General features: G+C 56.6%; 17 protein-coding genes. 9 read left to right on the top strand and 8 right to left on the bottom strand.

Annotated features, from left to right (window positions below):
• The 8 genes from HCX89_RS12435 to HCX89_RS12400 all read left to right on the top strand — a co-directional run bounded on the left by HCX89_RS12435 (window position 1) and on the right by HCX89_RS12400 (window position 15038).
• Entirely contained in the window at window positions 1-903 is a 903-nt protein-coding gene (locus tag HCX89_RS12435; protein WP_028779274.1) for a MoxR family ATPase, read from the top strand.
• Window positions 791-1891 (top strand): DUF58 domain-containing protein, encoded by a 1101-nt coding sequence (locus tag HCX89_RS12430; protein WP_243880950.1) that lies wholly within the window; start codon window positions 791-793, stop codon window positions 1889-1891. The genes HCX89_RS12435 and HCX89_RS12430 overlap by 113 nt, the downstream gene beginning before the upstream one ends.
• Window positions 1888-3951: a DUF3488 and DUF4129 domain-containing transglutaminase family protein gene (locus HCX89_RS12425; protein ID WP_167716238.1), complete on the top strand. Its 2064-nt coding sequence runs from the start codon at window positions 1888-1890 to the stop codon at window positions 3949-3951. Before HCX89_RS12430 ends, HCX89_RS12425 begins: the two co-directional genes overlap by 4 nt.
• A gap of 51 nt (window positions 3952-4002) precedes the next feature.
• Window positions 4003-7632, top strand: a complete 3630-nt coding sequence (recC, locus tag HCX89_RS12420) for an exodeoxyribonuclease V subunit gamma (protein ID WP_167716236.1) — start codon at window positions 4003-4005, stop codon at window positions 7630-7632.
• Between the two features lies 1 nt (window position 7633).
• Window positions 7634-11305 carry an exodeoxyribonuclease V subunit beta gene (gene recB, locus HCX89_RS12415; protein WP_167716234.1) on the top strand — a complete coding sequence of 1224 codons (3672 nt, stop codon included), beginning with the start codon at window positions 7634-7636 and terminating at the stop codon, window positions 11303-11305.
• The gene (recD, locus tag HCX89_RS12410; RefSeq protein WP_167716232.1) at window positions 11302-13287 is read left to right on the top strand and encodes an exodeoxyribonuclease V subunit alpha; all 1986 of its coding nucleotides are present in this window, start codon (window positions 11302-11304) and stop codon (window positions 13285-13287) included. Before recB ends, recD begins: the two co-directional genes overlap by 4 nt.
• A 214-nt stretch (window positions 13288-13501) precedes the next feature.
• Window positions 13502-14512 carry a D-alanine--D-alanine ligase gene (locus HCX89_RS12405; RefSeq protein WP_167716230.1) on the top strand — a complete coding sequence of 337 codons (1011 nt, stop codon included), beginning with the start codon at window positions 13502-13504 and terminating at the stop codon, window positions 14510-14512.
• A 133-nt stretch (window positions 14513-14645) separates the two neighbouring features.
• On the top strand, window positions 14646-15038 hold the full coding sequence (locus tag HCX89_RS12400) for a VOC family protein (protein WP_167716228.1): 393 nt from the start codon (window positions 14646-14648) through the stop codon (window positions 15036-15038).
• A 112-nt stretch (window positions 15039-15150) separates the two neighbouring features.
• Here HCX89_RS12400 and HCX89_RS12395 read toward each other — a convergent pair whose 3' ends face one another.
• Genes HCX89_RS12395 through HCX89_RS12375 form a run of 5 tightly spaced genes read right to left on the bottom strand, consistent with a single transcriptional unit; the run spans window position 15151 to window position 19186 of the window.
• Window positions 15151-15738, bottom strand: coding sequence for a cytochrome c3 family protein (locus tag HCX89_RS12395; RefSeq protein ID WP_025009645.1), 588 nt, complete (start codon window positions 15736-15738; stop codon window positions 15151-15153).
• 8 nt (window positions 15739-15746) lie between these two features.
• On the bottom strand, window positions 15747-16223 hold the full coding sequence (locus HCX89_RS12390) for a nitrate reductase cytochrome c-type subunit (protein WP_167716226.1): 477 nt from the start codon (window positions 16221-16223) through the stop codon (window positions 15747-15749).
• A 13-nt stretch (window positions 16224-16236) separates the two neighbouring features.
• The gene (napA, locus tag HCX89_RS12385) at window positions 16237-18726 is read right to left on the bottom strand and encodes a nitrate reductase catalytic subunit NapA (RefSeq protein ID WP_096141802.1); all 2490 of its coding nucleotides are present in this window, start codon (window positions 18724-18726) and stop codon (window positions 16237-16239) included.
• Window positions 18727-18728: 2 nt separating this feature from the next.
• Window positions 18729-18986: a chaperone NapD gene (locus tag HCX89_RS12380; protein ID WP_025009644.1), complete on the bottom strand. Its 258-nt coding sequence runs from the start codon at window positions 18984-18986 to the stop codon at window positions 18729-18731.
• Between the two features lie 38 nt (window positions 18987-19024).
• A complete protein-coding gene (locus tag HCX89_RS12375; protein ID WP_025009643.1) occupies window positions 19025-19186 on the bottom strand; it encodes a nitrate reductase in 162 nt (53 codons plus the stop codon).
• 618 nt (window positions 19187-19804) lie between these two features.
• On the opposite strand from HCX89_RS12375, the gene HCX89_RS12370 reads away from it, so the two are divergent.
• Window positions 19805-21118 carry an ammonia-forming cytochrome c nitrite reductase subunit c552 gene (locus tag HCX89_RS12370; RefSeq protein WP_243756874.1) on the top strand — a complete coding sequence of 438 codons (1314 nt, stop codon included), beginning with the start codon at window positions 19805-19807 and terminating at the stop codon, window positions 21116-21118.
• 212 nt (window positions 21119-21330) lie between these two features.
• Here HCX89_RS12370 and hrpA read toward each other — a convergent pair whose 3' ends face one another.
• The 3 genes from hrpA to HCX89_RS12355 all read right to left on the bottom strand — a co-directional run bounded on the left by hrpA (window position 21331) and on the right by HCX89_RS12355 (window position 26861).
• A complete protein-coding gene (hrpA, locus tag HCX89_RS12365) occupies window positions 21331-25206 on the bottom strand; it encodes an ATP-dependent RNA helicase HrpA (protein ID WP_167716225.1) in 3876 nt (1291 codons plus the stop codon).
• 108 nt (window positions 25207-25314) lie between these two features.
• Complete coding sequence (locus HCX89_RS12360; protein ID WP_071237621.1) at window positions 25315-25731, bottom strand: CBS domain-containing protein; 417 nt, start codon at window positions 25729-25731, stop codon at window positions 25315-25317.
• Window positions 25732-25826: 95 nt separating this feature from the next.
• Window positions 25827-26861 carry an isoaspartyl peptidase/L-asparaginase family protein gene (locus HCX89_RS12355; RefSeq protein ID WP_167716222.1) on the bottom strand — a complete coding sequence of 345 codons (1035 nt, stop codon included), beginning with the start codon at window positions 26859-26861 and terminating at the stop codon, window positions 25827-25829.
• Between the last annotated feature and the right edge of the window lie 134 nt (window positions 26862-26995).

The following is a 26995-nucleotide window of genomic DNA, read 5'->3' as shown; positions in this document are numbered from 1 at the left end:
GTGTCCAAGAGCCAGATAACCCAGGTACTGCAGCAACTCGAGCAAGTTTTGATAGGCAAGCCTAGGGTAATACGGCTGGCACTGGCCTGTTTACTGGCCCGCGGCCACCTGCTGATTGAAGATCTGCCGGGCATGGGCAAAACCAGTTTATCCCACGCACTGGCGCAAACCTTAGGCTTGAGTTATCAGCGGGTTCAGTTTACCAGCGACATGCTGCCGGCGGATATTCTCGGGGTTTCCATCTTCGATAAGCAGCAATCTGAGTTTGTATTCCACCCCGGCCCCATCTTCAAACAGATGGTGCTGGCCGACGAAATTAACCGCGCCAGCCCCAAGACCCAGAGTGCCTTACTCGAGGCGATGGCAGAGCGGCAGATCACTGTCGACGGTGTGACCCACAGGCTGCCGCATCCTTTTTTTGTGGTCGCCACCCAAAACCCCACCGACCAATCAGGCACCTTTCCACTGCCGGAATCCCAGCTGGACCGCTTTATGATGCGCCTCTCCATTGGTTATCCCAGCCAGGACGCCGAGTTGGCCATGCTCAAAGGACAGGAGCGTAACCAGCCCCTGCCCCAGTGTCTGAGTGCGCTCGAGCTGGATCAACTGCAGCAGGAGTGCGAGCAGGTGGCCGCTTCCGATGCCCTGCTTAACTATATTCTGGCGCTGGTGGAAGCTTCCCGCAGCCAAAACGAAGGCTATGGCCTTTCCCCCAGAGCCACCAAGGCGCTGCTGGCGGCGGCCAAGGCCTGGGCCTATATCCAGGGGCGTCAATATCTGGTGCCCGAAGATGTGCAAGCAGTGTTTGGCGCTGTTGCCGAGCACCGCCTGCGGCATTCGAGCCAACTTCAGGGCGAGCAGTTATCGGCCAAGTTACTCGGCACCATTAATCCCATTCGGTAACAACGAGATGGCCTCTGTGACCTCCCTCTTCTCTGCCCGGTTCAACCGCTGGTTGTCACGGCGTATTCCCGCCGCCAAAGAGCAACGTTTGAGCCACAGAAGCATCTTTATTCTTCCCAGCGGCTTCGGCGTTATCTGGCTGGCGCTGGTACTGCTGCTGTTTCTGTTCGGCACCAACTATCAAAACAACCTGGTGATCGGCCTGGCCATAGTATTGGCCAGCGTGTTTCACACCTGCATCATTCACAGTTACCGCAACTTAGCGGGACTGAGACTCAGTGCCCGTAAGCCTCCCCAAGCCTACGCCGGCGACAGCCTCTCCTTCCCTGTGACCGTCAGCGCCGACAGAAGCCTTTTTCGGCTCGGTTTCAGCTACCCGGGAGAGCGGCAAGTCTTTGTTTCCTGTGTCGATAACCAGGAGCAGACGGCTTTGGTGCCCATGCAGCCAAGGCCCAGAGGCCTTTGGCATCCAGGTAGACTCAAGGTGGAGTCCTGCTACCCTCTGGGGCTCTGCCGCGCCTGGTCTCATCTGGATCTCGACACCAGTCAATGGGTGTTTCCAGCGCCTGTGGTCAGCACACCTAAACTGGGGCGCAGTGAACACGTCCCCGAATCCCAAGACAGTGGCGAGTGGCTCAGCGGCGTCGATGAATACGCCGGTCTTAAGAGCTATGTTCCGGGTGAATCGCTCAAACAGGTGGCCTGGAAACAGTGGGCTCAGGGCCGAGGCATGCTCAGCAAGGAGTTTGCCGAGCCTCAGGGGGCGCCCTTGTGGCTGGAGCTTGATAGCAAGTTAACCGGCGATGAGTTGGAAAAGCGCCTGGGAGAGCTGAGTTATCAGGTCAATCAACTGGCCCATTCCGGCCAAACCTGGGGGCTTAAGTTAGCGGGCAGAACCATAGCGCCTTCTCAAGGCGAAGCTCAGCGTCAGGAATGCCTCAAAGCCCTGGCGCTCTATCCGACCAAGGCTGAAGGTACAGGCGAATGAAAGCCGCTCGCTTGAAAGCCGCACTCAAGGAGACCTCGGAGGAGATCATCACCCGCCGCACCTTGCTTTGGCTGCTGATCACCAACCTGGCAGTGCTGGCACCGCTTGCAGGCAAAATCACCTTGGGAACCCTGGGGATCTGCGCCATCTGTTTTGTCTGGCGCTTGGGGATCTATCTTGGCAAGGTCGCCAGGCCCCCCAGAGTGCTGGTGACTGTGCTGGCCATTGCTGCGGCGCTGACGTTGGCGCTGGTGAGTCGCGAACTTGGCCTGCTCAATGCCCTGGTCAACTTGTTGATCCTCGGCTATTCCCTCAAATATATCGAAATGCGCAGTCGCCGCGATGTCAAAGCCGTGGTACTGGTGGGCTACTTTCTTATCGCCCTCACCTTTATCGACCATCAGCAGATGCTCGACACCCTGCAACTCTCGCTGGTGGCGGCGCTCAACACCTGTGTGTTGGCAAGCCTCTACCACGAACAGGCCTCGTTCAATCGCCAGATCAAGCTAACCCTGGTGCTGCTGGCACAGAGTCTGCCGCTGGCACTGCTGCTTTTTGTAGTGCTGCCGCGTTTCAGTCCGCTTTGGATGGTGCCGCAGATGAAAAGCAGTACCACAGGTCTGTCCGATGAGCTGAGCTTTGGTGATATCTCGCGCCTGACCAAATCCAACGAGCTGGCATTTCGCGCCAGTTTCAAGGGCCAGATACCGGCTCCGGAAGACAGGTATTGGCGCGCACTGGTATTGGAAGAATATGACGGCAAACGCTGGCAGCAGTCACGGGGAATAAAGGCGCTGCAGCAAGACAGCTTTATCATGAATCGCCGCCCCGAACCCGGCGCCCCCAAAGGGCCTTTTATCGATTACAGCATCATAGCCGAGCCGAGCGGCCAGCATTGGCTGTTCGGCTTGGATCTCGCCTACAGCATGGATCCGCGCCTGGTGAATCTGCCGGACTTTCGCCTCTATGCCATAAGGCCGGTAGAACAAAGGTTGCAATACCGGGTGATGAGCTATCCGGATGCCCCCCTGGATAACCGCTTGAGAGCGCCGCTGCGGCAGCTTAATCTGAGCCTCCCCGATGAAATCAACCCCCGCAGCCGCAAACTTGCCGCCGATTTTGCCCGCCGTTACCCGCAAGCCGAGCAGCGCTTGACGGCCATGATGCAGTATTTCAACAGCCAGCCCTTTTTCTACACCCTGACGCCCCCGCCGGTGGGGCCGCAGCAACTGGACGACTTTTTGTTTGAAAATCGCGCCGGGTTCTGCGTTCACTACGCCTCGGCATTCACCTTCATGGCCAGAGCCACCGGCTTGCCCGCCCGTATTGTCACCGGTTATCAGGGCGGCGAATACAACCCGCAGGCCGGTTATCTCAGCGTGTATCAATATATGGCCCACGCCTGGAGTGAAGTCTATCTCGAAGGCAAAGGTTGGGTACGTTACGACCCCACCGCCATGATAGCGCCCGAACGAATTGAGCAGGGTTTCGACTCCCTGTTCAGCCCGGAAGAAAGCTATCTTTCCGAACTGCCGTTTGCCGGGGTGCGGGCCAGCGACTGGTACAACAGCCTGAGACTCAGGCTCGCCAGCCTGGATTACTACTGGAGCGTCTGGGTACTGGGTTTTGACAACGCGCGCCAGCAAGAAGTGCTCTCCAAACTGCTGGGGGAAGTGAGTATCGGCCGCCTGGCAGCCTTGGTCCTCGGGGTGATGGCCCTTACCTTTATCGTCATTTTGTTCACCACTGGCCTGCTGCGGCTTAAAAGAGGCCCTGACAGCATCAACCGTCACTATCTCAAGGTATGCCGCCAGGCTGCCAGACTCGGGCTGCCAAGGCCGGCTTCCCTGGGGCCAGTGGATTACGCCGCGGCGCTTGTTGCACGCTGGCCGGCGCTGACAGAGGAGATAGAAAGCTGGACCTCACTCTATATTCAACTCAAGTATCAAGACGCTTCCAAGGAGTCGGCGATATATAAACGCCGCTTTATCCGCCAGTCCCGCGCTTTGTGGTTCAAACTGCTGAAACAAGATTTGCAACCCGATAAATCAAGCACCTAGAATAGAGCACCAAAGCAATAAACGGCCCAAAGCCAGGTAACCCTGCTGCCTATGTTTACTCTTATCCAGTCCAACAAGATGGAATTGCTGTCGGCCACCCTGGCAGACCGGCTTCGCGATGGCGTGCCCGGCATGTCGCCGCTTAGCTGCGAGCAAATTCTGGTGCAAAGCCCCGGCATGTCCACCTGGCTCCGCCTGGAGCTGGCGCGCCACAACGGCGTGGCGGCGGCGCAGGAGTTTCCGCTGCCTTCCAGCTTTATCTGGCAGCTCTGTTATCTGCTGCTCGATGATGTGCCCAAGGAAAACCCCTTTACCAAGGCGGCGATGACCTGGAAACTGATGGCACTGTTGCCCTCCCTTCTGGATAGAGACAATTTTGCACCGCTCAGACATTATCTGGGCGACGATGTCGAGCTCAAACTGTTTCAACTCAGCGGCCGTATCGCCGATATTTTCGATCAATATCTGGTATACCGTCCGGAATGGATCCTCGGCTGGGAGCAAAATGAATCCCCGCTGGAGATAGCGCCGCAGCACGCCTGGCAACCCGAGCTTTGGCGCGAGTTGGTGCGTTACAACAATCAGGAATTGCAGCAGAGCCATTACCACAGGGCCAATCTGCACCAGGCGCTGATAGAAACGCTGACAGGCGGCAGCGATCATGCCTTGGAAGGCCTGCCGCCCAGATTGTTCGTGTTCGGGATCTCCTCGATGGCGCCGCAAACACTGGATGTACTCTATGCGCTCGCCAGTCGCATCGAGGTAGTGATGCTGAGCCTCAGCCCCTGTCGTCACTATTGGGGCGATATCATAGAGCCCAGAGCGCGGGCGCGAATGGCGCTGGCTTTTGAGGGCAAGAAACAGTTGCCCGAGCTCTGGGAAGACAAGCTGGAAGTCGGTAATCCCATTTTGGCCAATAACGGCCGCCTCGGCCGCGAGCTGCTGGATATGGTGCTGGAGCTGCCACCTGAGCGGCTGGAACTGGAAGAGCTGTTTCACCCCGGCAACACAAATACCCTGCTCGGCGGCATTCAAAATGACATTCTGGAGATGGAAACCTTAGGCGAGCCTCTGGGGCCGGATGTCAGCAAATACCTGAATATCGCCCGGCGCAGGCCCTTGGCCGCCACCGACGACTCCATCACCCTGCGAAGCTGCCACAGCCCGCTGCGGGAAGTGGAAACCCTGCACGATCATCTGCTGCATCGGCTGCGCAGCGACCCTTCGCTGGCCGCCAAGGATATCATGGTGATGCTGCCCGACGTGGCCGCCTACGCCCCCTATATCGATGCGGTGTTTTCCGCCAAGAGCGGCGATCATTTCATCCCCTATGCCATAGCCGATCGCGGCGCGGCCCAGGAATCCCCCTTAATTGCCGGTTTTCTCAACCTGTTGGCGCTGGACAAGAGCCGCTTTGGCCTGACAGACATCATCAGTATTCTCGAAGTGCCCGCAGTGCTGGCCCGCTTCGGTATAGCCCAGGAGGAGCTGGAGCAGCTCAAGGGCTGGCTCAAGGCCGCCGGTATTCGCTGGGGCCGCGACAGTCACAACCGCGAAGAGCTGGGCTTGCCCGGGTTTGACAAACACTCCTGGGCCTTTGGGATCCGCCGCATGCTGCTGGGCTATGCCCTGGGCGATGATGCCGAGCTGTATCAGGGCGATCTGCCGCTGGCCGGTATTGAAGGTCAGTCGGCGCAGGCGCTCGGCAAGCTGTTGAATTTTATTGAAGCGCTCGATGACTTCAGGGAAGAGCTCAAGCAGCAAACCCCGCCGGAAGAGCGGGTGGCGCAGCTTAACGCCCTGCTCGATGCCTTTTATCTGGCCCAGGAAGACGATGCCAGGGAAGAGATCAACGACATTCGCCAGGCTATAGACAGATTCGCCGAAGAGCTGCGACTGTCGGGCTTTAGCGGGGTATTGCCGCTGACAGTGGTTTGGCAATGGTTTAACTCAACCTTGAGTGAGTCCAGGGTCGGTCAGCGTTACCTCGCCGGCAGCGTCAACTTCTGTACCCTGATGCCGATGCGCTCCATCCCCTTCCGCCAGGTGTGTTTGCTGGGAATGAACGATGGCGTCTACCCCAGGGTGCAACATCCTGTGGGGTTCGATCTCACCGCCCATGAAAAACCAAGACGCGGCGACCGCTCAAGACGCCTGGATGACAGATACCTGTTTCTCGAAGCCTTGCTGTCGGCCCGGGATCAGCTCTATATCAGTTACATAGGCCACAGCGAGCGCGATAACAGTGAGCGTATTCCCTCCATGCTGGTATCTGAATTGCTGGAATACATTCAGCTGTGTTACCGCCCGGACGAGGCGCAATTTACGCCGCCCGCAGTGCCCACAGATGCCGATGAAATTGCCGCCCTTGGCGATCTGGCGGCCGATGCGCTGATGCAGCGCCTCATCATTCAGCAGCCGCTGCAACCCTTTGATGCCCGGCTCTACAGTGACAGTGAGCTGCCCGGCAGTTTTGCAACCCAGTGGTGCCCCCGGGAGATGTTTGCCGCCCAAAGCCCGGCGCCCTTTATTGAGTATGAGCTGGGCGAGGAAACCGCCCTCAAGGAGCCGGAGCTGGAACTCTCGGCGCTGATCCGCTTTTTCCGCAACCCGGCGCAGTATTTCTGCCAGCGGGTGCTACAGCTGGACTTGAGACTGGATATTGACAGTCAGGACAATGATGAGCCGTTTGAGCTCAACGCCCTGCAACGCTATCAGCTGCAGCTGCTGATGATGCAGGATGCGCTGGAAGACGAGCGCGGAGAGCTGGATGAAACCCTGCTCGACAAGCTCAAGGCCGAAGGTCTGCTGCCGATGGCGCCATTTGACGATCTGCTGCTGGATCAATACCGCCGCGATATCGCCCCGGCGGTGGAGCGTACCCGTTTTCTTCGCGCCGAATTGCCCAAGCCCGATGCCGTTGAAATAGCGCTCAAGCTTGAGGTCAATGGCCGCGAGCTGCTGCTCTGTGGCCGCATCGAAGACTGCTACCCCAAGGGGCTGGTCAACTTAAGGCCGGGTACCACCAAGCCCAAGGATCTGTTGAGCCTCTATATTCGCCATCTGTGCCTCAATGCCAGCGGCATTCACAGGCACAGCTATCTGCTGGATGCCGGTCACTTCCACGCCATGGCGCCGCTCAAGGCCGAGTCCGCCAAGGCCCTGCTGGGTCAGTTGGCCGCCTTGTTTGAACTGGGGCAGCACAGGCCGCTGCCCTTTATGGCGCAAACCTCCATGGCGTACTTCAGCGCCGAGGTAGAAGATGGATTGCCCATTGACACTGAACATCAGCTGCGGCTTGCTGAGGCCGAGAGCGCCTGGTTGGATGATGCCGGGTTCGGTGACGGCCAGGATCCCCATAACGCCCGCCTGTTCCGCTTTCCGGAAGACTTCGGTTTAACCCTTGATGACAGCACCTATGCTGGCACTGCGGCAGATTTTGGGCTCAAAGCTGGCGAACCTAAGCTGAATGAAAATGAGCTGAGTGAAAATGAGTTGAGTGAAGATGAGTTTACGCTGAGCAACATGAGTACGGGGTTGCCAGGCGGCTGGCAACTCAGACTCAAGCAGAGCCTGAGTTTCCCGGGGTTGGCCCAGGGGATTTTGGCGCCGCTCATCAGCCTTTACCACAAAGACAAACTGGCCGCCCTGGCCGATTTTACCCAGATGGGACAGGAATAATATGCAAGCACTGGAGCCATTGAGTTTACCGTTGAGCGGCCGGCGCCTGATTGAGGCCAGTGCCGGAACCGGCAAGACCTACACCATTTCCGGCCTCTATCTGCGCTTATTGCTGGGTGATTTTGAGCGCCCGGGCCTCGGTTGTGAGCAGATCCTGGTGGTCACCTTTACCAACGCCGCCACCGAAGAGCTACGCGACAGAATACGCAAAAGGATCCGCAGCTGTTATCAGCGCTTTATTGGCCTAAGCGTCAAAGACGATTTTATCGAGCAGCTTTATCAGCGCTGCCTGCCAACGCAGCGCGCAACCGCCCTCAAGCAGCTGGATCTGGCGCTCAAGAGTCTGGATGAAGCCGCCATTTTTACCATTCACGGCTTTTGCCAGCGGATCCTCTCGGATATGGCCTTTGAGTCGGCGCTGCTGTTCGAGTCGGAATTTACCCTGGATGACAGCGAATATCTGCGCCAGAGTGTGCGCGATTTCTGGCGTCATGTCTGCTATCGGCTGCCAACAGCGCTGGCGACCGCGATAGCAGCCCATTACGCCACTCCGGATGCGCTGGGGCGCGAATTGAGACCACTGCTCGGCGCCAGTCAAGCGAGCGCCAACCGCGACCCGGGGAAATTCGACCAATATGCCGAGCAGTTGCAGACTCAGCTCGCAAGGCTGCGACTGAGCTGGCCAAGAGAAAGGGACGCCACCGAGGCCCTGCTCCACAGCCTGCCGCTCAACGGCACCAGCTATGGCAAGCAGGCCGATGGCTACCCCAAGCTCACGGCCATGCTGGAGCAGATGGACAACTGGGCCAAGTATCATCAGGGGCTGCCGACCCCGAAACTCCTGGACAGCCTGGCTCTCGGGTCACTGAAACTGAGAAAAGGCGGCGAAATCCCTACAGCACAACAAGCGCCGCTACTGGCGCAGATAGAAGCGCTCAGAGACAGCGTAGACTCGCTTATTCCGGCATTTCTCTATCAGGCAAGAGCCCAGATAGCCGAGCGTTTTGCCGAGCTCAAGGCCGAGCGCAACTTGCTGAGCCCGGACGATCTGTTGCAGACCCTGGCCAAGGCCATAGGCGGACTGACCCAGACGGCGCCGGATAGCGGCCTTGCCATAGGTGAGCAGCTCAAGCAGGAAATAGGCAAACGCTTCCCGGTGGCGCTTATCGACGAATTTCAGGATACGGATCCGCTGCAGTTTGCAATTTTCTCCGGCATCTACCCGGCGCAATTGCCACAGCAGGATGCGGATGCCGGCGCCCAGCCTGAACCCAAGCCTGAGCCTGACCCCAAACCCGAATCAAGTCGCACTCTGTTGATGATAGGCGATCCCAAACAGGCGATTTACGCCTTTCGCGGCGCCGATATTTATACCTATATTGAGGCCAGGCGCAATACCGCCGATCACTATAATCTGGACACCAACTACCGATCGGCCAGCAACATGATTGCAGCGGTCAATCGCCTGTTTGCCGGTCGCAACGACCCTTTTATCAGCGACGCCATCCCGTTCGAGCCGGTCAAGGCCAAGGACGCTGGCAGTAAACAGCTGCTCGCGCCCGGCGCAGACTCGGCGGCGCTGCAGCTCAGGCTGCTCAAGGAAGATCCGGACAAGGGCCTCAACAAGACCCAGGCCCGTAAACTGCTGGCCGAAGATGCTGCTGCCGAAATCGTGCGCCTGCTCAATGCCGCCAACCGTGGTGAGTGCCGCCTCACCGGCAGTGAGCAGCCGCTGCGCGCCCGGGATATCGCCATTTTGGTGCGCGACAGAAATGAAGCCGCCGTCATGCAACAAGCACTCAATAGTCGCCAGATCGGCGCCGTGTTCCTCAGCCGCGACTCGGTAATGGTCACGGAGGAAGCGCGGGAAATCGCCCTTATCCTCAAGGCGCTCGCCAGCCCCAGGGATGAACGGGCGATTCGCTCGGCACTGGCCTGCCGCTTGCTGGGTTTCAGCGCCAATAAGATCCATGAGTTCAACCAATCTGAGACACTGCGCGCCGAGGTGCTCGATACCTTCATGTCGCTGCATGAGCTCTGGAGCCGCCGCGGCATCATGCCGGCGCTGCTCAATCTCGCGGATCACTGGCAGCTGCTGGAACGGCTCGGCCGAGAGGCCAACGCCGAGCGGCGTCTCACCGATTTTCGCCATCTGGCGGAACTGCTACAGCAAAAATCCACCGAGCTCGAAGGCATGAGCGCCCTGGTCAACTGGTTTGAGCAGGAACTGCTCTCCGGCCAGAGCCGTGAAGAGCAGCAACTGAGACTCGCCAGCGAGCAAAACCTGGTGCAGATAGTCACCATCCATAAGAGTAAGGGGCTGGAATATCCTGTGTGCTTCATCCCCTTTGTCAGCCTGGCCCGCGACGGCAGTCGCCGCCCCTCGCCCATGCTGTACCACAAGGACAATCAATTAGTCTGGGATCTGGACGCCAGTGACGAAGGCTGGGAAGCCTGTAAACGCGAGACGCTGGCCGAAGATCTGCGCCTCTTGTATGTGGCGCTGACCCGGCCCGTATATCGCTGTTATCTGGGGCTGGCCAATCACTGCCGCATGAACAAGACGGGCATCAACAGCTTTTTGAAAGACACAGCCATAGGCTATCTGCTCGACATTGAAGACAAGGACTGTGACGGCGACAGGTTGCAAAGCGCCGCCGCATCCCTTGTTTGCGAGGCTATCTCCTTGACCGGGATAGGCGATGCAGACCCAAGTCGCCTTCAAGGCACTGAAAGCCACTCCCAAAGCCCACTTTGTGCCCAGGTGCCGGCGGCGCGTCAAGGCGCGCCCTGGCGGGTCGGCAGCTATTCCGGCCTGGTCAAACATCTGCCCCACGAGCGGGTGTTGCCGGGCGCCGGTGATGAGGAGTTTGAAATCGAGCCGGCCTCTGTCTATGAACCACAGGATGTCTTACAAGCCAACCGCTTCAGCTTCGAGCGCGGCGCCAATGCCGGTTCTTTTATGCACCTGGTACTGGAGAAAATCGACTTTACCCAGGCCGAGGAGGAGCTCTTGCTGCATCTACCCCAGGCGATGCAGCAATACGGCATCGACAGCGATTGGCAAGATGTGCTTTATGACTGGTATCGGGATCTGCTTAACGCCGACATCGCTCTGCCCCAGGGGCAGAGTCTGCGCCTGGGCGACCTCAGCAAGCGCCAAAAGCTGGTGGAGATGGAGTTTTATCTGCCCCTTGGCGGCGATACCCAGCTTATCGATACCGAACTCAGCCGCTTGCTGGCCAAACACGGCTATGGCGGTGAGCTGCGCTTCGATGCCTTCAAGGGCATGCTCAAGGGGTTTATCGATCTCACCTTTGAATATCAGGGCCGTTTCTATATTGCCGATTATAAATCCAACCATTTGGGGGACGATTTCAGCGATTACCGCCAGGACAAGATGGCCGCCGCCATCAGCGAGCACAGATACGATCTCCAGTACCTGCTCTACAGCCTGGCGCTGCACAGATATCTGAGCCTCAAACTGCCGGACTATTGTTATCAAAACCATTTCGGCGGCTGCTGTTATCTGTTTCTACGGGGCATGTCCGCGGCCCATCCCGGCGCCGGGGTGTTTGTGGACAGGCCGGATGAAGCCGTGATCCTGGCCTTGGATGCCTTACTCAAGGGCGAGTCGCCCTCGAGCGCCCCTCAGTTGGAGTTGAGTCTATGACAGATAGCCCATCAATACTGCAAAGCAGCCAAGCTGTTACTGCGCTGCTCAAGCAATGGGAAGAGCAGCGGCTGCTGACGGCGCTCGACCGCCACTTTGCGCTGCAGATGGCCGCCATTCACCGGGAGCCATCGCCGCTGTTTCTGTTGCTGTGCGCCCTGCTGAGCCGCCAGTTATCATCGCAGCACGCCTGCCTGCCACTGGGGAGCATAGCGTTTGATAATCCGCTGGCAGAGCCCCACCCCAGCGTGCGCCTCAATACCGACCCGGCAGACCTTGAGCTGGCGGTGGCCAATTTTGCCGCCGTCGGCGCCCCGGGTGAAGACAAACCCTTGATCCTCGACGCTGGCCGCCTCTACCTCAAACGCTATTATGATTTTGAGTGCCGGGTCGCCCGGCGCCTCACCGCCATGGCCGCCACTGAATACCCCGCCACCGACGAAGTGCGGAGCGCGCTCGATTGCCTGTTTTTGCCGCCCGCCAGCCATACTGGCCAAGCGACTATTGATGCAGCTGAAGCCGATAGTGAAGCTCAAACTAATAGAGAAAATTCCGGCAAACGCGATTGGCAAAAAGTCGCCACCGCCACCGCCTATTGTCGCCAGTTGGCGGTGATCACCGGCGGCCCGGGCACAGGCAAGACCACCACAGTCACCAAGCTGCTGATGCTCTTGTGTCTCGGCAGTGAGATGAACATACGTCTGGTGGCCCCCACGGGTAAAGCCGCTGCGCGCCTGACCGAATCGATAAAGGCCTCCAAACAGCGCCTCGCCAAAGAACTTCTTCCCTTTGCCGCCGAGCTTGACCTTGGCGCCATAGACAAGATCCCCGAAGAAGCCGCCACTGTGCATCGCCTGCTGGGGGTGATCCCCGGCTCGCACAAATTCCGTCATCACCAGGACAATCCGCTGCATCTGGATCTTTTAATAGTCGATGAGGCTTCCATGGTGGACTTGCCTATGATGGACCGGCTGCTCGATGCCCTGCCCGCCAATGCCAGATTGATACTGCTCGGGGATCAGGATCAACTGGCCTCGGTGGAAGCCGGCGCCGTGCTCGCCGATATCTGCGCCGGTCTGCGCCACCAGCAGGACTGGCGCATGCGTTACAGCGCCGAGTTTGCCGCAACCCTGACAAGGCTCACCGGCTTTGACCTCAGCGATTGCGTCAATCTCGCCCCCGGCATAGGCAATAATCTTTGTATGCTGCGTCACAGCCACAGGTTCCGCGGCGATGCCGGCATAGGCGTGCTGGCCAAGGCGGTCAACCTCAGTGATGGCGCCGCGATAACTGAGGCCTGGAATGGTGGTTATCAAGAGCTTGAGTGGCTGGAAATCGGTAAACAGCAGCAGGGGCTGGCTCAGCTTCTCAGCCAGGCCTGTGAGCACTACCGAGACTATTTGGAAGTGGTGCACAGGCCGGACATTGGCGCCGAGGAGATCATCGCCCGTTACAACCGCTTTCGACTGCTGTGCGCCACCCGTGGCGGCGATTTCGGTGTCGAGGGGATCAATCGGCAACTGACGCAAGTGTTGAAACAGGCTGGATTGATCGCCCCGCAGCAGGAGTTTTATCCGGGCCGGCCGCTGATCATCCAAAGCAACGATTACAACCTGGGGCTGTTTAACGGCGATATCGGCGTTATTCTGCCCGACCGAGACAGCAACAGGCTGCTGGCGCACTTTATTCAGGCCGACGGCAGTGTGCTCAAGGTGTTGCCGGCGCGTCTTCCCGGCCACGAGACCTGTTTTGCCATGACAGTGCACAAGTCCCAGGGCAGTGAATTTGATTCTGTGGCCTTGGTGTTGCCGCCAAGCCCGAGTCCGGCGCAGCTGCAACTGCTCACCAAGGAGCTGATCTACACCGCCATTACCCGCGCCAAACAACATTTTTGCTGCTTGGGTAACAGCTCAGTGTTTGACGGCGCCTGTCGTCGCCTCACGCGCCGGGCCTCGGGGCTGGCCGATAGGCTGTGGCAGTGATTGTGGCAGAGATTATGGCTATGGCAGAAACTATGACTGTGGCCATGACTATAACGAAAACAGCAACCGAGCCAGATGCCATACGGCCCGTTTCGCTCTGGCGGCAAAATAACCAGATGAGAGCCAGCGTCAGCTGCCGTTATACTCAAGGCCTGTCTAAGCAGGCATAATATCGGCCAAGGTTATTTATCAGGCCGCTCAGTCAGGAGAATTCATGAGCAAAACCCATATCTTGTTACTCTGTGGCGGCGGGGCCGCCGAGCACAGTATCTCTTTGATGTCGGCTGACTATATCGAAAGCTGCCTGGCAAATATTCCCGACATGGAAGTGCTCAGGTTGGAGCTGGACGCCGCCGGCCACTACCACACCAAGCAGGGCCAGGTTTGCGAGCTGACCAATCGCCGTGAAGTGCGCTTCGATGAGGCCGAGCCCAGCTGGCCGGTGGACTATGTGATCCCCTGTATTCACGGCTATCCGGGCGAGACCGGCGATATTCAGTCCTATTTCAATCTGATCAACCTGCCCTATTTCGGTTGCGGCTCCGAACCCAGCAGCAACTGCTTCAACAAGGTCACGGCCAAGATGTGGTTCAGTGCGCTCGGCATCCCCAATACCCCTTATCTGTTTCTCAGCGAAGCCGGTGAAGCGGCCAACACCCGCTGCCGTGAGGCCTTGAATGAATGGGGCTCACTGTTTATCAAGGCGGCATCCCAAGGGTCATCCGTCGGCTGCTACCGGGTGGACAACGGCGATGATATCCCCTCGGTGCTGGAGCAGGCCTTCAGTTACTCCCCCTACGTGGTGGTGGAAAAGACCATCAAAGCCAGGGAGCTGGAAGTGGCCGTATATGAATACCAGGGTGAAGTGATTGCCACAGTGCCGGGTGAAATCATCTGCGCCAACAACACCTTTTACAGCTTCGATGAGAAGTATGATGCCAAGAGCAAGGCGGTGACCAAGGTCGAGGCCGAGTTGAGCCAAGCGCAAATCGATACCATACGCGATTATGCCATTCGCGCCTTTAAGGGCATGAAGCTGTCCCACCTGTCGCGTATCGACTTCTTCCTTACCGATGTAGGCGAGATACTGCTCAACGAGATCAATACCTTCCCGGGCATGACGCCCATCTCCATGTTTCCCAAGATGCTCAGCAACAATGGCCATGATGTCAGCGAGTGGCTGGTGAGTAACATAAGACGCCAGCTGAGCGAACCGCTCAAGTAAAGCACCAGTAAAGTTCCAGGTTGAACCAAGCACCAACCGGACTGAAACAAACGCAAAACCACACCCGCCACTCGCGCGGGTGTTCTTTATCCTGCTAAGCTGACAATAGGTGTGACGGCATGCAGGAGATCTTATGTTCAGTGCGATAGATATAGATCATCTGGTGTTGATCTGCAGCAGTCTGGAAACCAGCGAAGCATTCTACACCCAAGTGCTGGGGGCTCGGTTCGAGCGGCGGCTCGACGCCCCTAGCCTGCTGCAACTGAGATTCGGCGGTGCCCTTATCGATCTGGTGCCAAGAAGCGATCAACCCGCAGGCCTCAATATGGCGCACTTCTGCCTCAATATTGCCGCCAAGGATGAAGCCTCAGTGTTGCAACACCTTGAGCAACACGGCGTGCACCACGAAGGCTTTTCGGAAAAATATGGCGCCCGGGGATACAGCCGCTCTGTCTATATTTACGATCCGGACGGCAATCAAGTGGAGCTTAAACTCCTGAGTCGGCAACAGGAGAGTGGCCAATAAGGCGTTGCTTAATCATGGATTTTTAATGGCGATTTAACAGATCAAAAAGCGCGCCGGGAAAGTTCGGCGCGCTTTTTCCATGAAGCAATAGGCTATGCCCAGAGCTTTGGGCTCAGAAGCCTTCCACTCCCTGCATATCCGGCAGGTGATGGGCTATCCCCTTGTGGCAGTCGATACAGGTCTTCTCACCGCTTGCCAGCGAGGTGGAGTGCATATTGGCCGCCCGCTGTGACTGACGGGTGAAGTCCATATACTGGAAGTTATGGCAGTTTCGACACTCCAGCGAGTCGTTAGCCTTGAGTCTGGCCCACTCATGCTCGGCCAGTTCGCGCCGCTTGGACTCGAACTTCTCCCGGGTATTGATAGTACCGAACACCTTGCCCCACACCTCCTTGGAAGCCTGCATCTTACGGGCTATCTTGTCGGTCCAATTATGGGGAACGTGGCAGTCCGGACAGGTCGCCCGCACCCCGCTGCGGTTCGTGAAATGTATGGTGGTCTTCAGCTCCTGATAGACGTTGTTCTCCATCTCGTGGCAACCGATACAAAAGGCCTCCTGGTTAGTGGCTTCCAGGGCAGTGTTGAAACCACCCCAGAAGATGATCCCGGCGACAAAGCCTCCCAGGGTCAGAAAACCCAGACTGAAGTGAACACTGGGCCGGTTCAGCACCCGCCATATCTGTTTCAGTTTCTCAAACATAGCGACTCCTAATGGCTGGATGGGTTCTCAGCCCCGGACTTGAGCAAGTGATCCATATCGACAAAGTCATTCTCCACCATCAATCTGGCGTCCAGTTGCGGCACATGGCACTGGGTACAGAAATAACGTCTGGGTGACAGCTCGGCCAGGAAGTTATTGTCTCTGTCCATATAGTGAGTCACGCTCACCATAGGCGCCTGCGATTCGCCGGTGCGACTGCGGGCATGACAGGACATGCACTTGTTGACCTTAAGATCCAGCTGGTAGCCGTCTATCTTGTGCGGTATAACCGGCGGCTGCATCGGGTAGTTACGGGTCTGTTTGATATCCGTATTTCTCACCTTCTGCATCACAGGCGGTGTCGACTGGCTATTGAGCGGCGCCTGACGCAAAGTCGCCACCTTATCTTCGGGAATACCGGCAGCGTTGACAGTCAAAGTGGTCATAAGTGCAGCGAAGGCCAACAGGGTATGATTCGATTTCATCTTCTTATCCTCCTCAGGCCTTCATCACTTTCACGGCACACTTCTTGAAATCGGTCTGCTTGGACAGCGGATCCGTGGCATCCAGAGTCACCTTGTTGATCAACTGACTGGCATCGAACCAGGGGACAAACACCAAACCCACCGGTGGCTTGTTGCGGCCGCGGGTTTCCACCCGGGTCAGTATCTCGCCGCGGCGGGACACTACCTTGACCTCATCCCCTCGGCGCAGGCCGCGTTTTTTTGCATCATCCGGATGCATAAAGCACACGGCATCCGGGAAGGCGCGATAGAGCTCGGGTACCCTCTGGGTCATGGAGCCTGAGTGCCAATGTTCCAGCACCCGCCCGGTAGAGAGCCAGAGATCATATTCGGCATCCGGGGATTCTGCCGCCGGCTCGTATGGCAGCGCGAAGATAACCGCCTTGCCGTCTTTTTTACCGTAAAACTCAAAGCCCTTGCCGGGTTTAACGTAGGGATCCGAGCCCTCGCGGTAACGCCAGAGGGTTTCTTTGCCGTCAACCACAGGCCAGCGCAAACCATGGGCCTGGTGGTACATTTCAAAGGGAGCCAAGTCGTGACCATGACCACGGCCAAAGGTGGCGTATTCCTCAAAAAGCCCCTTTTGCACATAGAAACCAAAGTAATTGGCCTCGTCGTTCAGGTACTTGTTATCGCTTTCACTGAGAGGGAACTTATTGACATTGCCGTTCTGGTACAGCACTTCATACAAGGTCTTGCCCTTGTATTCAGGATTGGCCGCCAACACAGCCTCGGACCAGACTTCGTCTGTGGTAAAGCGCTTGGAGAACTCCAGTAACTGCCAGAGATCCGAGCGAGACTGTCCGGGCGCTGACACCAACTGATGCCAGAACTGGGTGCGGCGCTCGGCGTTACCATAGGCGCCCTCTTTCTCCACCCACATGGCGGTGGGTAGAATGAGATCCGCGGCCTGGGTGGTAACCGTTGGGTAAGCATCGGACACCACAATAAAGTTTTCCGGGTTACGGTATCCGGGCAAGCCTTCTTCGTTGATATTGGGGCCGGCCTGCATATTGTTATTCACCTGCACCCAGTAGCAGTTGAGATCGCCATCTTTCAGGCGCCGGTTCTGCTCTACCGCGTGGTAGCCTGGCTTGGGCGGAATAATCCCGGAAGGGATTTTCCAGATGGTCTCGGCAATCTTGCGGTGCTCTGGATTATTCACCACCAGATCCGCCGGCAAGCGATGGGAGAAGGTGCCAACTTCCCGCGCAGTACCGCAGGCTGAAGGTTGACCTGTGAGTGAAAACGGACTGTTGCCCGGGGTGGCTATTTTGCCGGTCAGCAAATGGATATTGTAGATAAGGTTGTTACACCAAACCCCGCGGGTATGCTGGTTAAAGCCCATGGTCCAGAAGGAGGTCACCTTCACCTCGGGATCGGCGTAGAGTTTCGCCAGCTCCAGCAATTTATGTTCGGGTACGCCCGAGAGCTTGCTGACCTTCTCCAGGCTGTAATCGGCGACAAACGCCTTGAACTGATCGAAGTCCATCGGGGTCGATTCACCGGCGGTGGCCACGTTCTTGGCTTTTTGCTGCAACGGATGTGAGGGCCGCAGGCCATAGCCGATATCGGTTGTACCTCTGCGGAAGTTCACATGCTTGTTGACGAAGTCCCAATTAACCTTGTCATTACTGATGATGTAGTTGGCGACATAGTTGAGAATGGCCAGATCGGTTTGCGGCGTGAAGACAATCGGCAAGTCGGCCAAATCAAAGCTTCTGTGCTCGAAGGTGGACATCACAGAGACTTTTACATGGGGCGCGCTGAGGCGTCTGTCTGTGACCCGGCTCCAGAGGATTGGGTGCATCTCGGCCATGTTGGAGCCCCAAAGCACAAAGGCGTCGGCAGCTTCAATATCGTTGTAGCAGCCCATGGGCTCATCCATGCCAAAGGTACGCATAAAGCCGCCCACGGCCGAGGCCATACAGTGACGGGCGTTGGGATCGATATTGTTGGAACCGAAACCCGCCTTCATCAGCTTGGAAGCGGCATAACCTTCCCAAACCGTCCACTGACCTGAACCAAACATGCCTACCGCCGTCGGCCCTTTGGTCTTGATGGTGTGCTTCCACTTCTCGGCCATAATGTCAAAGGCCTGATCCCAACTGATAGGGGTAAATTCACCATGCTTGTCGTATTTGCCGTCTGTCATCCGCAGCATGGGAGTCTGCAGCCTGTCATGGCCATACATGATCTTCGACAGGAAGTAGCCTTTAATGCAGTTGAGGCCGCGGTTGACCTCACTGTTGGCATCGCCATGGGTCGCCACGACCCGGCCTTCGCGGGTGGCCACCATCACAGAGCAGCCAGTACCGCAAAAGCGGCACGGCGCCTTGTTCCAATCTAACTGGGTGTGTTCTGAACTGGTGATCAGGTTGCTGGCGGTGGCGGGTAAAGCCAATCCGGCGACCCCGGCTGCCGCCATGGCGGCATTGGCCTTCATGAATTCGCGTCTGTTCATTTTCATTGCTCTTCCTCTTCGAGCTGTTCACACTGGTGATACACCATAGCGGTGGAGATCACGCCCTTGAGGGCATTGATCTTGTCCATGGTGGCGAGGATCGCCTGTTCGGTCGGGCCTTCCAGCACCACAACCAGCTTGCTTTCATCGTTAACCGACAACTCGGCATTGCCGAATGACAGAATTTGCTGACGAACGCTGGCCATCTTGGGTGGCATCACCTGAAGGATCAGGCTGCTGACATGCAATTCCCTACTCATCTCGTTCCCCTGTTTTAAGGACTCTCGTTATGCTTGGGTTAACCGGCTCCCGGTGGACCGGTTAAAATTTGACTGAACCAGATGGCAAAGCCCAGACCGCTGACCAGTAAAACCGACAGCAGGGGTGCCAAAAAAACCGTCAGGAAGATAAATATCTTCAGCTCCAGACGTTTTTCATCAGTACTCGGTGTCTCGCTCATGGCTCCTCCCTAGGCGCTCTGAAGATGGCTTGCTGCTGTGCTGTTCCAGGGCAACGGCGGCCAAGCCAGGCAGATTAAAGCCGCCTTTGAAATGCAACTTGTTTTTCGGTTTCAATCATAAAGGCAAAGTGTTAACAAACTGTATACCCCCAAGTTGGTAAACACCTGATGCCGTTGATCTGGATCATATAAATAACTGGCAAAAGACGGATATCACAGCTTTCAACCGCCTCAATCGATTGTAATTTCGACATTTTCCGTTTTTAGCTATTCAGGCTTACATGAAATACAGCAAAGAAGTGGCTATTTCGCCAATAAATAGCGGTCAAAAAACCAACGAAATGAGCAAAATATCCATTAGGGAGTAGAGCCCAGCTAGGTCAGGCTTCAAAGGCATAGATCGGCAATCAAGGGCGAAACAGAATCCTGTTCTATGTCACAGAACTCAGTAAAAACAGTATCTTGCAGTTGCAGCAACTGGTTTGGAACCTTAGCATTATCATGCATTTTAGTTAAATCTTTTAATTTCAGGGCAGATTTCACACGCGTGATTGTACGTCGCCCAACCAAGGAGAGCCTTTAGTGAATCCCTTCCCCCACTCTGCTGCCACACTCCCCATTTTGCTCGGCCTGAGCCTGTCATTTTCTGTTGTCGCAGCAGACAAAACATCGAGCCTGCAATATCAGACCTGGGCCCAAACCGCCGAAGAACTGCAGCGGGAAGATATGCTTGAGAAAAACCCCGCCAGCGTTATCCTCTGGGCCGGCTCGGCTTATGCCAAGGAGTACCATAGCCCCAGAGGGCACCACTTTGCCGTCGCCGATGTCAGTCACAGTCTGCGCAGTGGTGTTAGCCCCAAGGCTGGTGAAACAGCCCTGTCGGCCAGCTGTTGGACCTGCAAGACGCCGGATGCGCCCAGGCTGATGAAAGAGCTGGGCGTCGAAGGCTTCTCGGCCAAGAGCTTTGCCGAGCTGGGTCCGGAAATCCAAAACCCTGTGTACTGCTCCGATTGCCATACCCAGGGCTCAGCTGAACTGACACTGCCAAGACCTCATGCCCAGGACGCCATGGCCAAAGTGCACAAACCCTTTGGTGAACAAAATCAGTCGATGCAGCAATCACAGGTTTGCGGCCAATGCCATGTCACTTATTACTTCCAGCCTGAGCGTCAGGACAAGGTCAATATCCCCTGGATCTTCGGCAACAGCGCCGATGAGATAGAAAAGTATTATGACGCCCGGCAGTTTTTCGAGTGGGTGCACCCGGTATCGAGAACGCCGCTGGTGAAGGCGCGCCATCCCGAGTTTGAACACTGGAATCGCAGCGCCCACGCCAAGGCTGGTATCAGTTGTGTCACCTGTCATATGACCCAGGAAACCAGCTCCGACGGCAAACCTTTCACCAACCACAAGATAACCAACCATCTGCCGGACTTTGAAGCGGCCAATTGCAGCAGTTGTCACCAGAGCCAACAGCAAATTACCCAGCTGATTGCCGACAACAAGGCGCTGCTGGAAGCCAAGGCGCAGCAGTTACAGGAACTGCTTATCAAGGCCCATTATGAAGCCGGCGCCGCCTGGAAGGCAGGAGCCCAATGGCAACAGATAGGCTATGCCATCATGGGGATACGCCATGCACAGTGGCGCTGGGACTTTGCCATGTCATCCCACGGTATTCACGCCCACAACGCCAAAGAGGGTGAAGCCCTGCTGAACAAGGGCTTAGAGCAGATCCGCGCTGCCAGAGAGATATTGAGCAAGCTGAATGCCGACCTTGGCGTAACCCGAGTCGATTATCCGGACTACAGTACCAAGGCCAAGGCGCAGGCCGCCATAGGCGTAGAGCTGGAAAAACTGACCGAGGAGAAGCAAGCCTTTATCGAGACCGAAGTTAAAAAACATTGGTCCAAGGCTGCAAACTTCGGCTATTGAGCGGCAAGGTGAACAATAGCCGGGATGAGAGCCAAGCCTTAATCAAAACATGCAATTTTGATTGGAAATAAGCGGCGTTCAACAATAGCCGCGGTGGGAAATATGGCCGTTTACCAGGCGGGCACCAGCAGGCACTGTATTGTTCTTGCTGTGCTCTGGGCCCGCCTGTTTTTTTATCGCGTCCACTTTAGGAGCCAGCTGCAGCTGTCCAGTTAAAACTGCTGCAACTGGTTAAGGATTCGCTTTTCCGATATCGGATAGGCAGTGCCCAGACTCTGGGCAAAACAGCTGACCCTGTACTCTTCCAGCATCCAGCGCACCTCGGCCAGCGCCTCCGGTACCGCCTGGCTGCGCGGCACCTTGGCAATCGCGGCCTTGAACTCTGTCTCGGCGTTGTGAATGCTGTGCAGGTGCAAACGGTCACGGTTGGGATCCACCGGCAGCTTGTCCAGGCGCAGCTCAATCGCCTTGAGATAGCGGATCAGATCGCCAAGACGCCGCCAACCGGAAGCTTCAACAAATCCCTTGAACACCAGGGCATCCAATTGGCTTTGAATATCACTCATGGCAAAAGCGATATCCAGGCTGATTTTGCCCTTGAGACGCTTACGGACCTTCTGGTGCAAGGTCAAAATCTGCTCCACCTTAAGGGCGATGGCCGCTGCGGTTTCATTGAGTTCGGCCCTGACAATCTCCTTGGCTTTGGCAAAGTCATCGGCGCTTCGGACATCCAACTGCTGCTCATCCAAAAGCTGCTGAATTGCCGCGGCAATAATGTCATCTATCAGTATCTGCACCTGGCCGAACGGATTGAAATACATCGCCAGTTTGGCCTTGTTGGGCAAGGCCTGCTGTAGATGTTTCACCGGCGATGGAATATTGATAAGCAGCAGCTTTCTCAGCCCTTGTCTGTGGTGGGAAAGCGCCTGCTGTTCGTCATCAAATAATTTGATGGAAACTGTATCGCCGGCATCCACCAAGGCGGGGAACGCCTTCACCTCATAGCTGCCTTTGCGGCTTTGATATTCTTTCGGCAGGTCGCCAAAGCTCCATTCGGTCAGGGCGTTTTGCTCTATGCCCTTGTCGGCAACCTTGCGTATCGCCTGGTTTACCTGCCCCTGCAATGATGCCTTGAGGCTGTCGAGATCCCGGCTCTGGGCCAAGAGCTTGCCCTTATCGTCTTCCACCTTGAAGTTCATCTTCAGATGGTCGGCAATGGCGTTGAGATCGAAATCCTCCGGATTGACACGGGTGCCACTCATTCTCAGCAGCTGTTTGCACAGGGAGGGCAACAAAGGCTGGGCAAAAGGTTCCATCGCCTGCACACAGGCGCGGGCATAATCCGGCGCCGGCACAAAATTGCGCCGCAGCGGTTTGGGCAAGGACTTGATCAGGGCAACACACTTCTCCTCCCTAAGCCCCGGTACCTGCCAGTCAAAATCGGTTTCATCCAACTGATTGAGCAGCGCCACCGGAATAAGCACAGAGACGCCGTCATCCTCGGCCGCCGGTTCAAAATGGTAACTCAGCTTGAGGCTGAGATTGCCCTGCTGCCAGCTGTCGGGGAAGTCCAATGCTGATACATGGGTGTCATCCCTTTGCATCAAGAGTTCGCGGCTGAAATTGAGCAGCTCAGGGGTCTCTCTCCTGGCCTGTTTCCACCAGGTGTTGAATTTGGGCTGGTTGTATATCCCTTGTGGAATGCGTTCATCGTAGAAGGCGAACAAGGCGTCTGTATCCACCAGAATGTCGCGCCGCCGCGACTTATGTTCGAGATCTTCCACCTCTTCGAGCAACGCCTGGTTGGCCTTGAAGAAGGCTTCATTGCAGCGCAGCTCACCCTCGGCCAGAGCCGAGCGAATAAAGATTTCCCGAGCCTTAACCGGCTCCAGCGGGCCAAACTGTACCCGGCGGCGGTTGACTATGGTGAGGCCATAGAGCACCTGATTTTCTAGGGCGATCACACTGCCCTGTTTGGCTTCGAAATGGGGCTCGTTGTGCTGCTTCTTGACCAGATGCGCCGCCAGAGACTCGAGCCATACAGGATCGATACGGGCGCAGGTACGGGCGAACAGGCGTGATGTTTCGGTAAGCTCGGCCGCCATAATCCACTTGGGGCCCTTCTTGGCCAGCGGCGAGCCGGGAAACACAAAGAAGCGCCGGTTGCGGGCCCCCAGATACTCGTTGTCTTTATCCTTGAAGCCGATATGGCTCAGCAGCCCCGAAAGCAGCGCCTGGTGCAGCGGCTCATATTCGGCGGCCTGACTGTTGAGGCGCCACTTGAGGTCGTGCACACTCTGACGCAGCTGGGCATAGAGATCCTGCCATTCGCGAATACGCAAATAGGCCAGATACTCGGCCTTCACCTGCTTGCGGAACTGACTCGATGACAGGCTCTTCTGTTGCTCTTTGAGGTACTGCCACAGATTGAGCCAGGCAACAAAGTCGGAGTCTTTGTCGGCAAAACGGCGATGGGCCTCATCGGCGGCCTGTTTCTTCTCATGTGGCCGCTCGCGGGGATCCTGAATCGATAACCCGGCGACAATCACCATCACCTCATGCAGACAACCCAGCTTATTGGCCTCAAGCACCATGCGGGCCAAGCGGGGATCGACCGGGATCTTCGCCAGATCGCGCCCGAGCGGGGTCAGTTTCAGCGCCCCTTTGTGCTTGCTCACCGCCTGCAACTCTTCGAGCAGCAAGAAACCGTCGCGGATATGGCGCGGATCCGGAGGCTGAATGAAGGGGAAGCCCTCAATGTCACCCAGGCCTATGGCCAACATCTGCAGGATCACGGATGCCAGGTTGGTACGCAGAATTTCAGGATCGGTAAACTCCGGCCGATTAATAAAGTCCTGTTCGTCATAGAGGCGAATACAGATCCCCGGCCCAACCCGGCCGCAACGTCCCTGGCGTTGATTGGCACTGGCCTGGGAGATGGGCTCAATCGGCAAACGCTGCACCTTGGTGCGATAGCTGTAGCGACTTATCCTGGCGGTACCCGGGTCGATAACATAGCGGATCCCGGGCACAGTCAGCGAGGTTTCGGCCACGTTGGTGGCCAATACAATGCGCCGCCCTGGATGCGACTTGAATACCTTGGACTGCTCGCCGTATGACAAACGGGCATAAAGCGGCAAGATCTCGGTATCGCGCAGGTTACGCTTTTTCAGCTGCTCGGCGGTATCGCGGATTTCGCGCTCGCCGTTCATGAAAATCAGAATGTCCCCCGGGCCTTCGCGACAGAGTTCATCGACGGCGGCAAAGATGCCGTCCATCAGATCCAAGTCGGCGTCGTCATCCTGCAACAGGGGGCGATAACGGGTTTCCACCGGATAGGTGCGGCCGGACACTTCCACCACGGGCGCATTGTCAAAATGCCTGGAAAAGCGCTCCACATCTATGGTGGCCGAGGTGATGATCAACTTGAGATCCGGGCGCTTTTGCAAAATTTGCTTCAGATAACCCAGAATAAAGTCGATGTTGAGACTGCGCTCATGGGCTTCGTCTATGATGAGGCAATCATACTGACTGAGCCATTTATCCGATGCCAGTTCTGCCAGCAGGATACCGTCTGTCATCAACTTGATATAGGAGTCCTGGGAAACCGCATCGGCGAAACGAACCTTAAAACCCACCGCCTGACCCAGCTCTGTCTTGAGTTCATCGGCAACCCGGCTGGCCACGCTGCGGGCCGCCAGCCGTCTGGGCTGAGTGTGGCCAATCAGACCACGGCTGCCAAGCCCTAAGTCGAGACAGATTTTGGGCAGCTGAGTGGTCTTGCCCGAGCCGGTCTCACCGGCCACTATCACCACCTGATGATTGATGATGGCCGAGGCGATTTCATCGCGCTTTTGTGACACCGGCAGCTCATCCGGATACTCGATGACAGGTCTGTCTGCCAGCCTTTGCTGCGCCCTTTCATAAGCCTGCAGCGCGGCTTCACTGAGCTCGGCGAGTTTTTGCTGTTTGGCTTCTGAGTCGGGGCTTTTTTTCAAGCGAAACAAGCTGCGGCGAATGCGCGTCGCATCGGCCTGAAAGCAGAGATCCAGATATTCGCGGGAGAGTGGGTGCAGCTTAGCGTTCAAAACCTGTGTCCATTGGGATCAAAAACGGCGATCCTAACAAGGATACGCCGTCTTGGGTATGCTTACTGACTGATAACGCCCAAATTTCAGTCAAATCAAGCGTTGTTGTCAGGCCGGAGTCAAATAACACTGCTGCATATAGATGTTCATGGCCTTGAGCACATTGGTACGGTTGATGGTTCCCACCACCCGGCCATCTTCCACCACTGGGTATATTTTCGGCTTCTGCCCCAGCATCTGCTCGGCCAGCTGCAATATGCTGTCATCCGGCCTGACCCAAAGAACATCGGCGCGCATACAGTCGCGCACCACGGCGGTCAGATCGCAGTGATAACTGCTCTTGAGCATGGCGGCCATACAGTCTTGCTGTGACAAAAAGCCCACCAGACTGCCGCCGGCATCCACCACGGGCGCCCCACCCTTATTGGCCTCAAGCAGTTTTTCCACCGCAGTGGCTATCGACATATCCGCCTTCAGCAACACAGGCTGACGGTCCATATGATCACGTATTTTTATCGAATCCATAGCTTTCCCCAAGTTCAAAACGGCTTCATTGTTCAGTGTAGCCAATATTTTGCCCTTGGGGTTCAAGGCAGCAGCGATTGCCTCAATCCAAAATTTTAGTTATCCCGCCAGATCATCACTTCCGCCGCTTGATTGCTCTTGCGCCAGGCACGGTACATACCTTCGGTGTTGAACGGTGTTGCCACATTGCCTCTTTGGTCAATGGCGATCACCCCGCCACTGCCGCCGGCTGAGATCAGCCGCTGATTGATCACTTCATCGGCGGCCTGCAAAATCGATTTTTGCTGATACTTGGCCCTGGCGCAGATATCGCCGGCCACATGGAAACGGATAAAGTACTCACCGTGGCCGGTCGCCGAAACGGCGCAGACACCGTTCTCGGCATAAGTGCCGGCACCTATTACAGGTGAATCACCGATGCGGCCATAACGTTTGGCTGTCATGCCGCCGGTCGAGGTCCCGGCTGCCAGGTTGCCCTGCTTATCCAATGCCACTGCGCCAACGGTACCGAACTTGTAATCAAGATCCAGAGGACTAAGACGCGCCTGAAAGTCTTTATTGGCTTCGGCGGCGTTGATTTTGGCCTTGGCATCGAGAAGCTGCTGATAGCGCGCTTCGCTGTCAAAGCGATTGCCGGGCACCAGCTCCATTCCCAACGTCAGGGCGAACTCCTCGGCGCCCACCCCCGAGAGCATCACATGCTCTGACTTGTCCATCACGGCTCTGGCGAGATCGATTGGATGACGTATATGTTTAACCCCGGCCACTGCACCGGCATTCATGCTCTTGCCGTCCATAATGGAGGCATCCAGTTCATGAGCACCATCAAAGGTATACACTGCGCCGACTCCGGCATTAAACAAGGGACTGTCTTCCAGCACTCTGATGGCAGCCTGCACCGCCTCCATGCTGGCGCCGCCCTTATCCAGCACCTTATAACCGGCATTGACGGCTTCAGTCAGCTTGTCGCGGTAGGCTTTTTGCTGCTCTTCAGTCAAGGCCGCCTTGGAAATAGTGCCGGCGCCACCATGAATGGCAATCGCAAAAGGAGCCTCGGCCGCCCAGGCCGGCAGCAACCCAGGTAACAGGAGTCCCAGGCTCAGGGCAAGAGTTTTTATTTTTGTTTTCATTGTATTGCTTCCATATTAACGACTGCTGCCTTTGTAACCATTTTATGCCTGGATGGCAATCTGTTACTTGCCTGAGCCAAGATCAGAGGCGACAATAGCAGCAATGTTACGCTAAGCAAAAGTTCTGATTTCCT

It is taken from the genome of Shewanella sp. Iso12, from assembly GCF_012030025.1.
GTDB lineage: Bacteria > Pseudomonadota > Gammaproteobacteria > Enterobacterales > Shewanellaceae > Shewanella > Shewanella algae.
Note: the sequence above shows the minus strand (reverse complement) of the source record. Positions and strands in the feature narration are given on the sequence as shown.

Bases quoted from the DNA above. Each gene is read 5' to 3' on its own strand.
- HCX89_RS12430 (WP_243880950.1), top strand. From the start codon at position 791: ATGTGCAAGCAGTGTTTGGCGCTGTTGCCGAGCACCGCCTGCGGCATT.
- HCX89_RS12360 (WP_071237621.1), bottom strand. From the start codon at position 25,731: ATGGATTCGATAAAAATACGTGATCATATGGACCGTCAGCCTGTGTTG.
- HCX89_RS12405 (WP_167716230.1), top strand. From the start codon at position 13,502: ATGAGCAAAACCCATATCTTGTTACTCTGTGGCGGCGGGGCCGCCGAG.
- HCX89_RS12400 (WP_167716228.1), top strand. From the start codon at position 14,646: ATGTTCAGTGCGATAGATATAGATCATCTGGTGTTGATCTGCAGCAGT.
- HCX89_RS12355 (WP_167716222.1), bottom strand. From the start codon at position 26,861: ATGAAAACAAAAATAAAAACTCTTGCCCTGAGCCTGGGACTCCTGTTA.
- HCX89_RS12390 (WP_167716226.1), bottom strand. From the start codon at position 16,223: ATGAAATCGAATCATACCCTGTTGGCCTTCGCTGCACTTATGACCACT.
- recC (WP_167716236.1), top strand. From the start codon at position 4,003: ATGTTTACTCTTATCCAGTCCAACAAGATGGAATTGCTGTCGGCCACC.
- HCX89_RS12395 (WP_025009645.1), bottom strand. From the start codon at position 15,738: ATGTTTGAGAAACTGAAACAGATATGGCGGGTGCTGAACCGGCCCAGT.
- HCX89_RS12425 (WP_167716238.1), top strand. From the start codon at position 1,888: ATGAAAGCCGCTCGCTTGAAAGCCGCACTCAAGGAGACCTCGGAGGAG.
- HCX89_RS12375 (WP_025009643.1), bottom strand. From the start codon at position 19,186: ATGAGCGAGACACCGAGTACTGATGAAAAACGTCTGGAGCTGAAGATA.
- recB (WP_167716234.1), top strand. From the start codon at position 7,634: ATGCAAGCACTGGAGCCATTGAGTTTACCGTTGAGCGGCCGGCGCCTG.
- napA (WP_096141802.1), bottom strand. From the start codon at position 18,726: ATGAACAGACGCGAATTCATGAAGGCCAATGCCGCCATGGCGGCAGCC.
- recD (WP_167716232.1), top strand. From the start codon at position 11,302: ATGACAGATAGCCCATCAATACTGCAAAGCAGCCAAGCTGTTACTGCG.
- HCX89_RS12380 (WP_025009644.1), bottom strand. From the start codon at position 18,986: ATGAGTAGGGAATTGCATGTCAGCAGCCTGATCCTTCAGGTGATGCCA.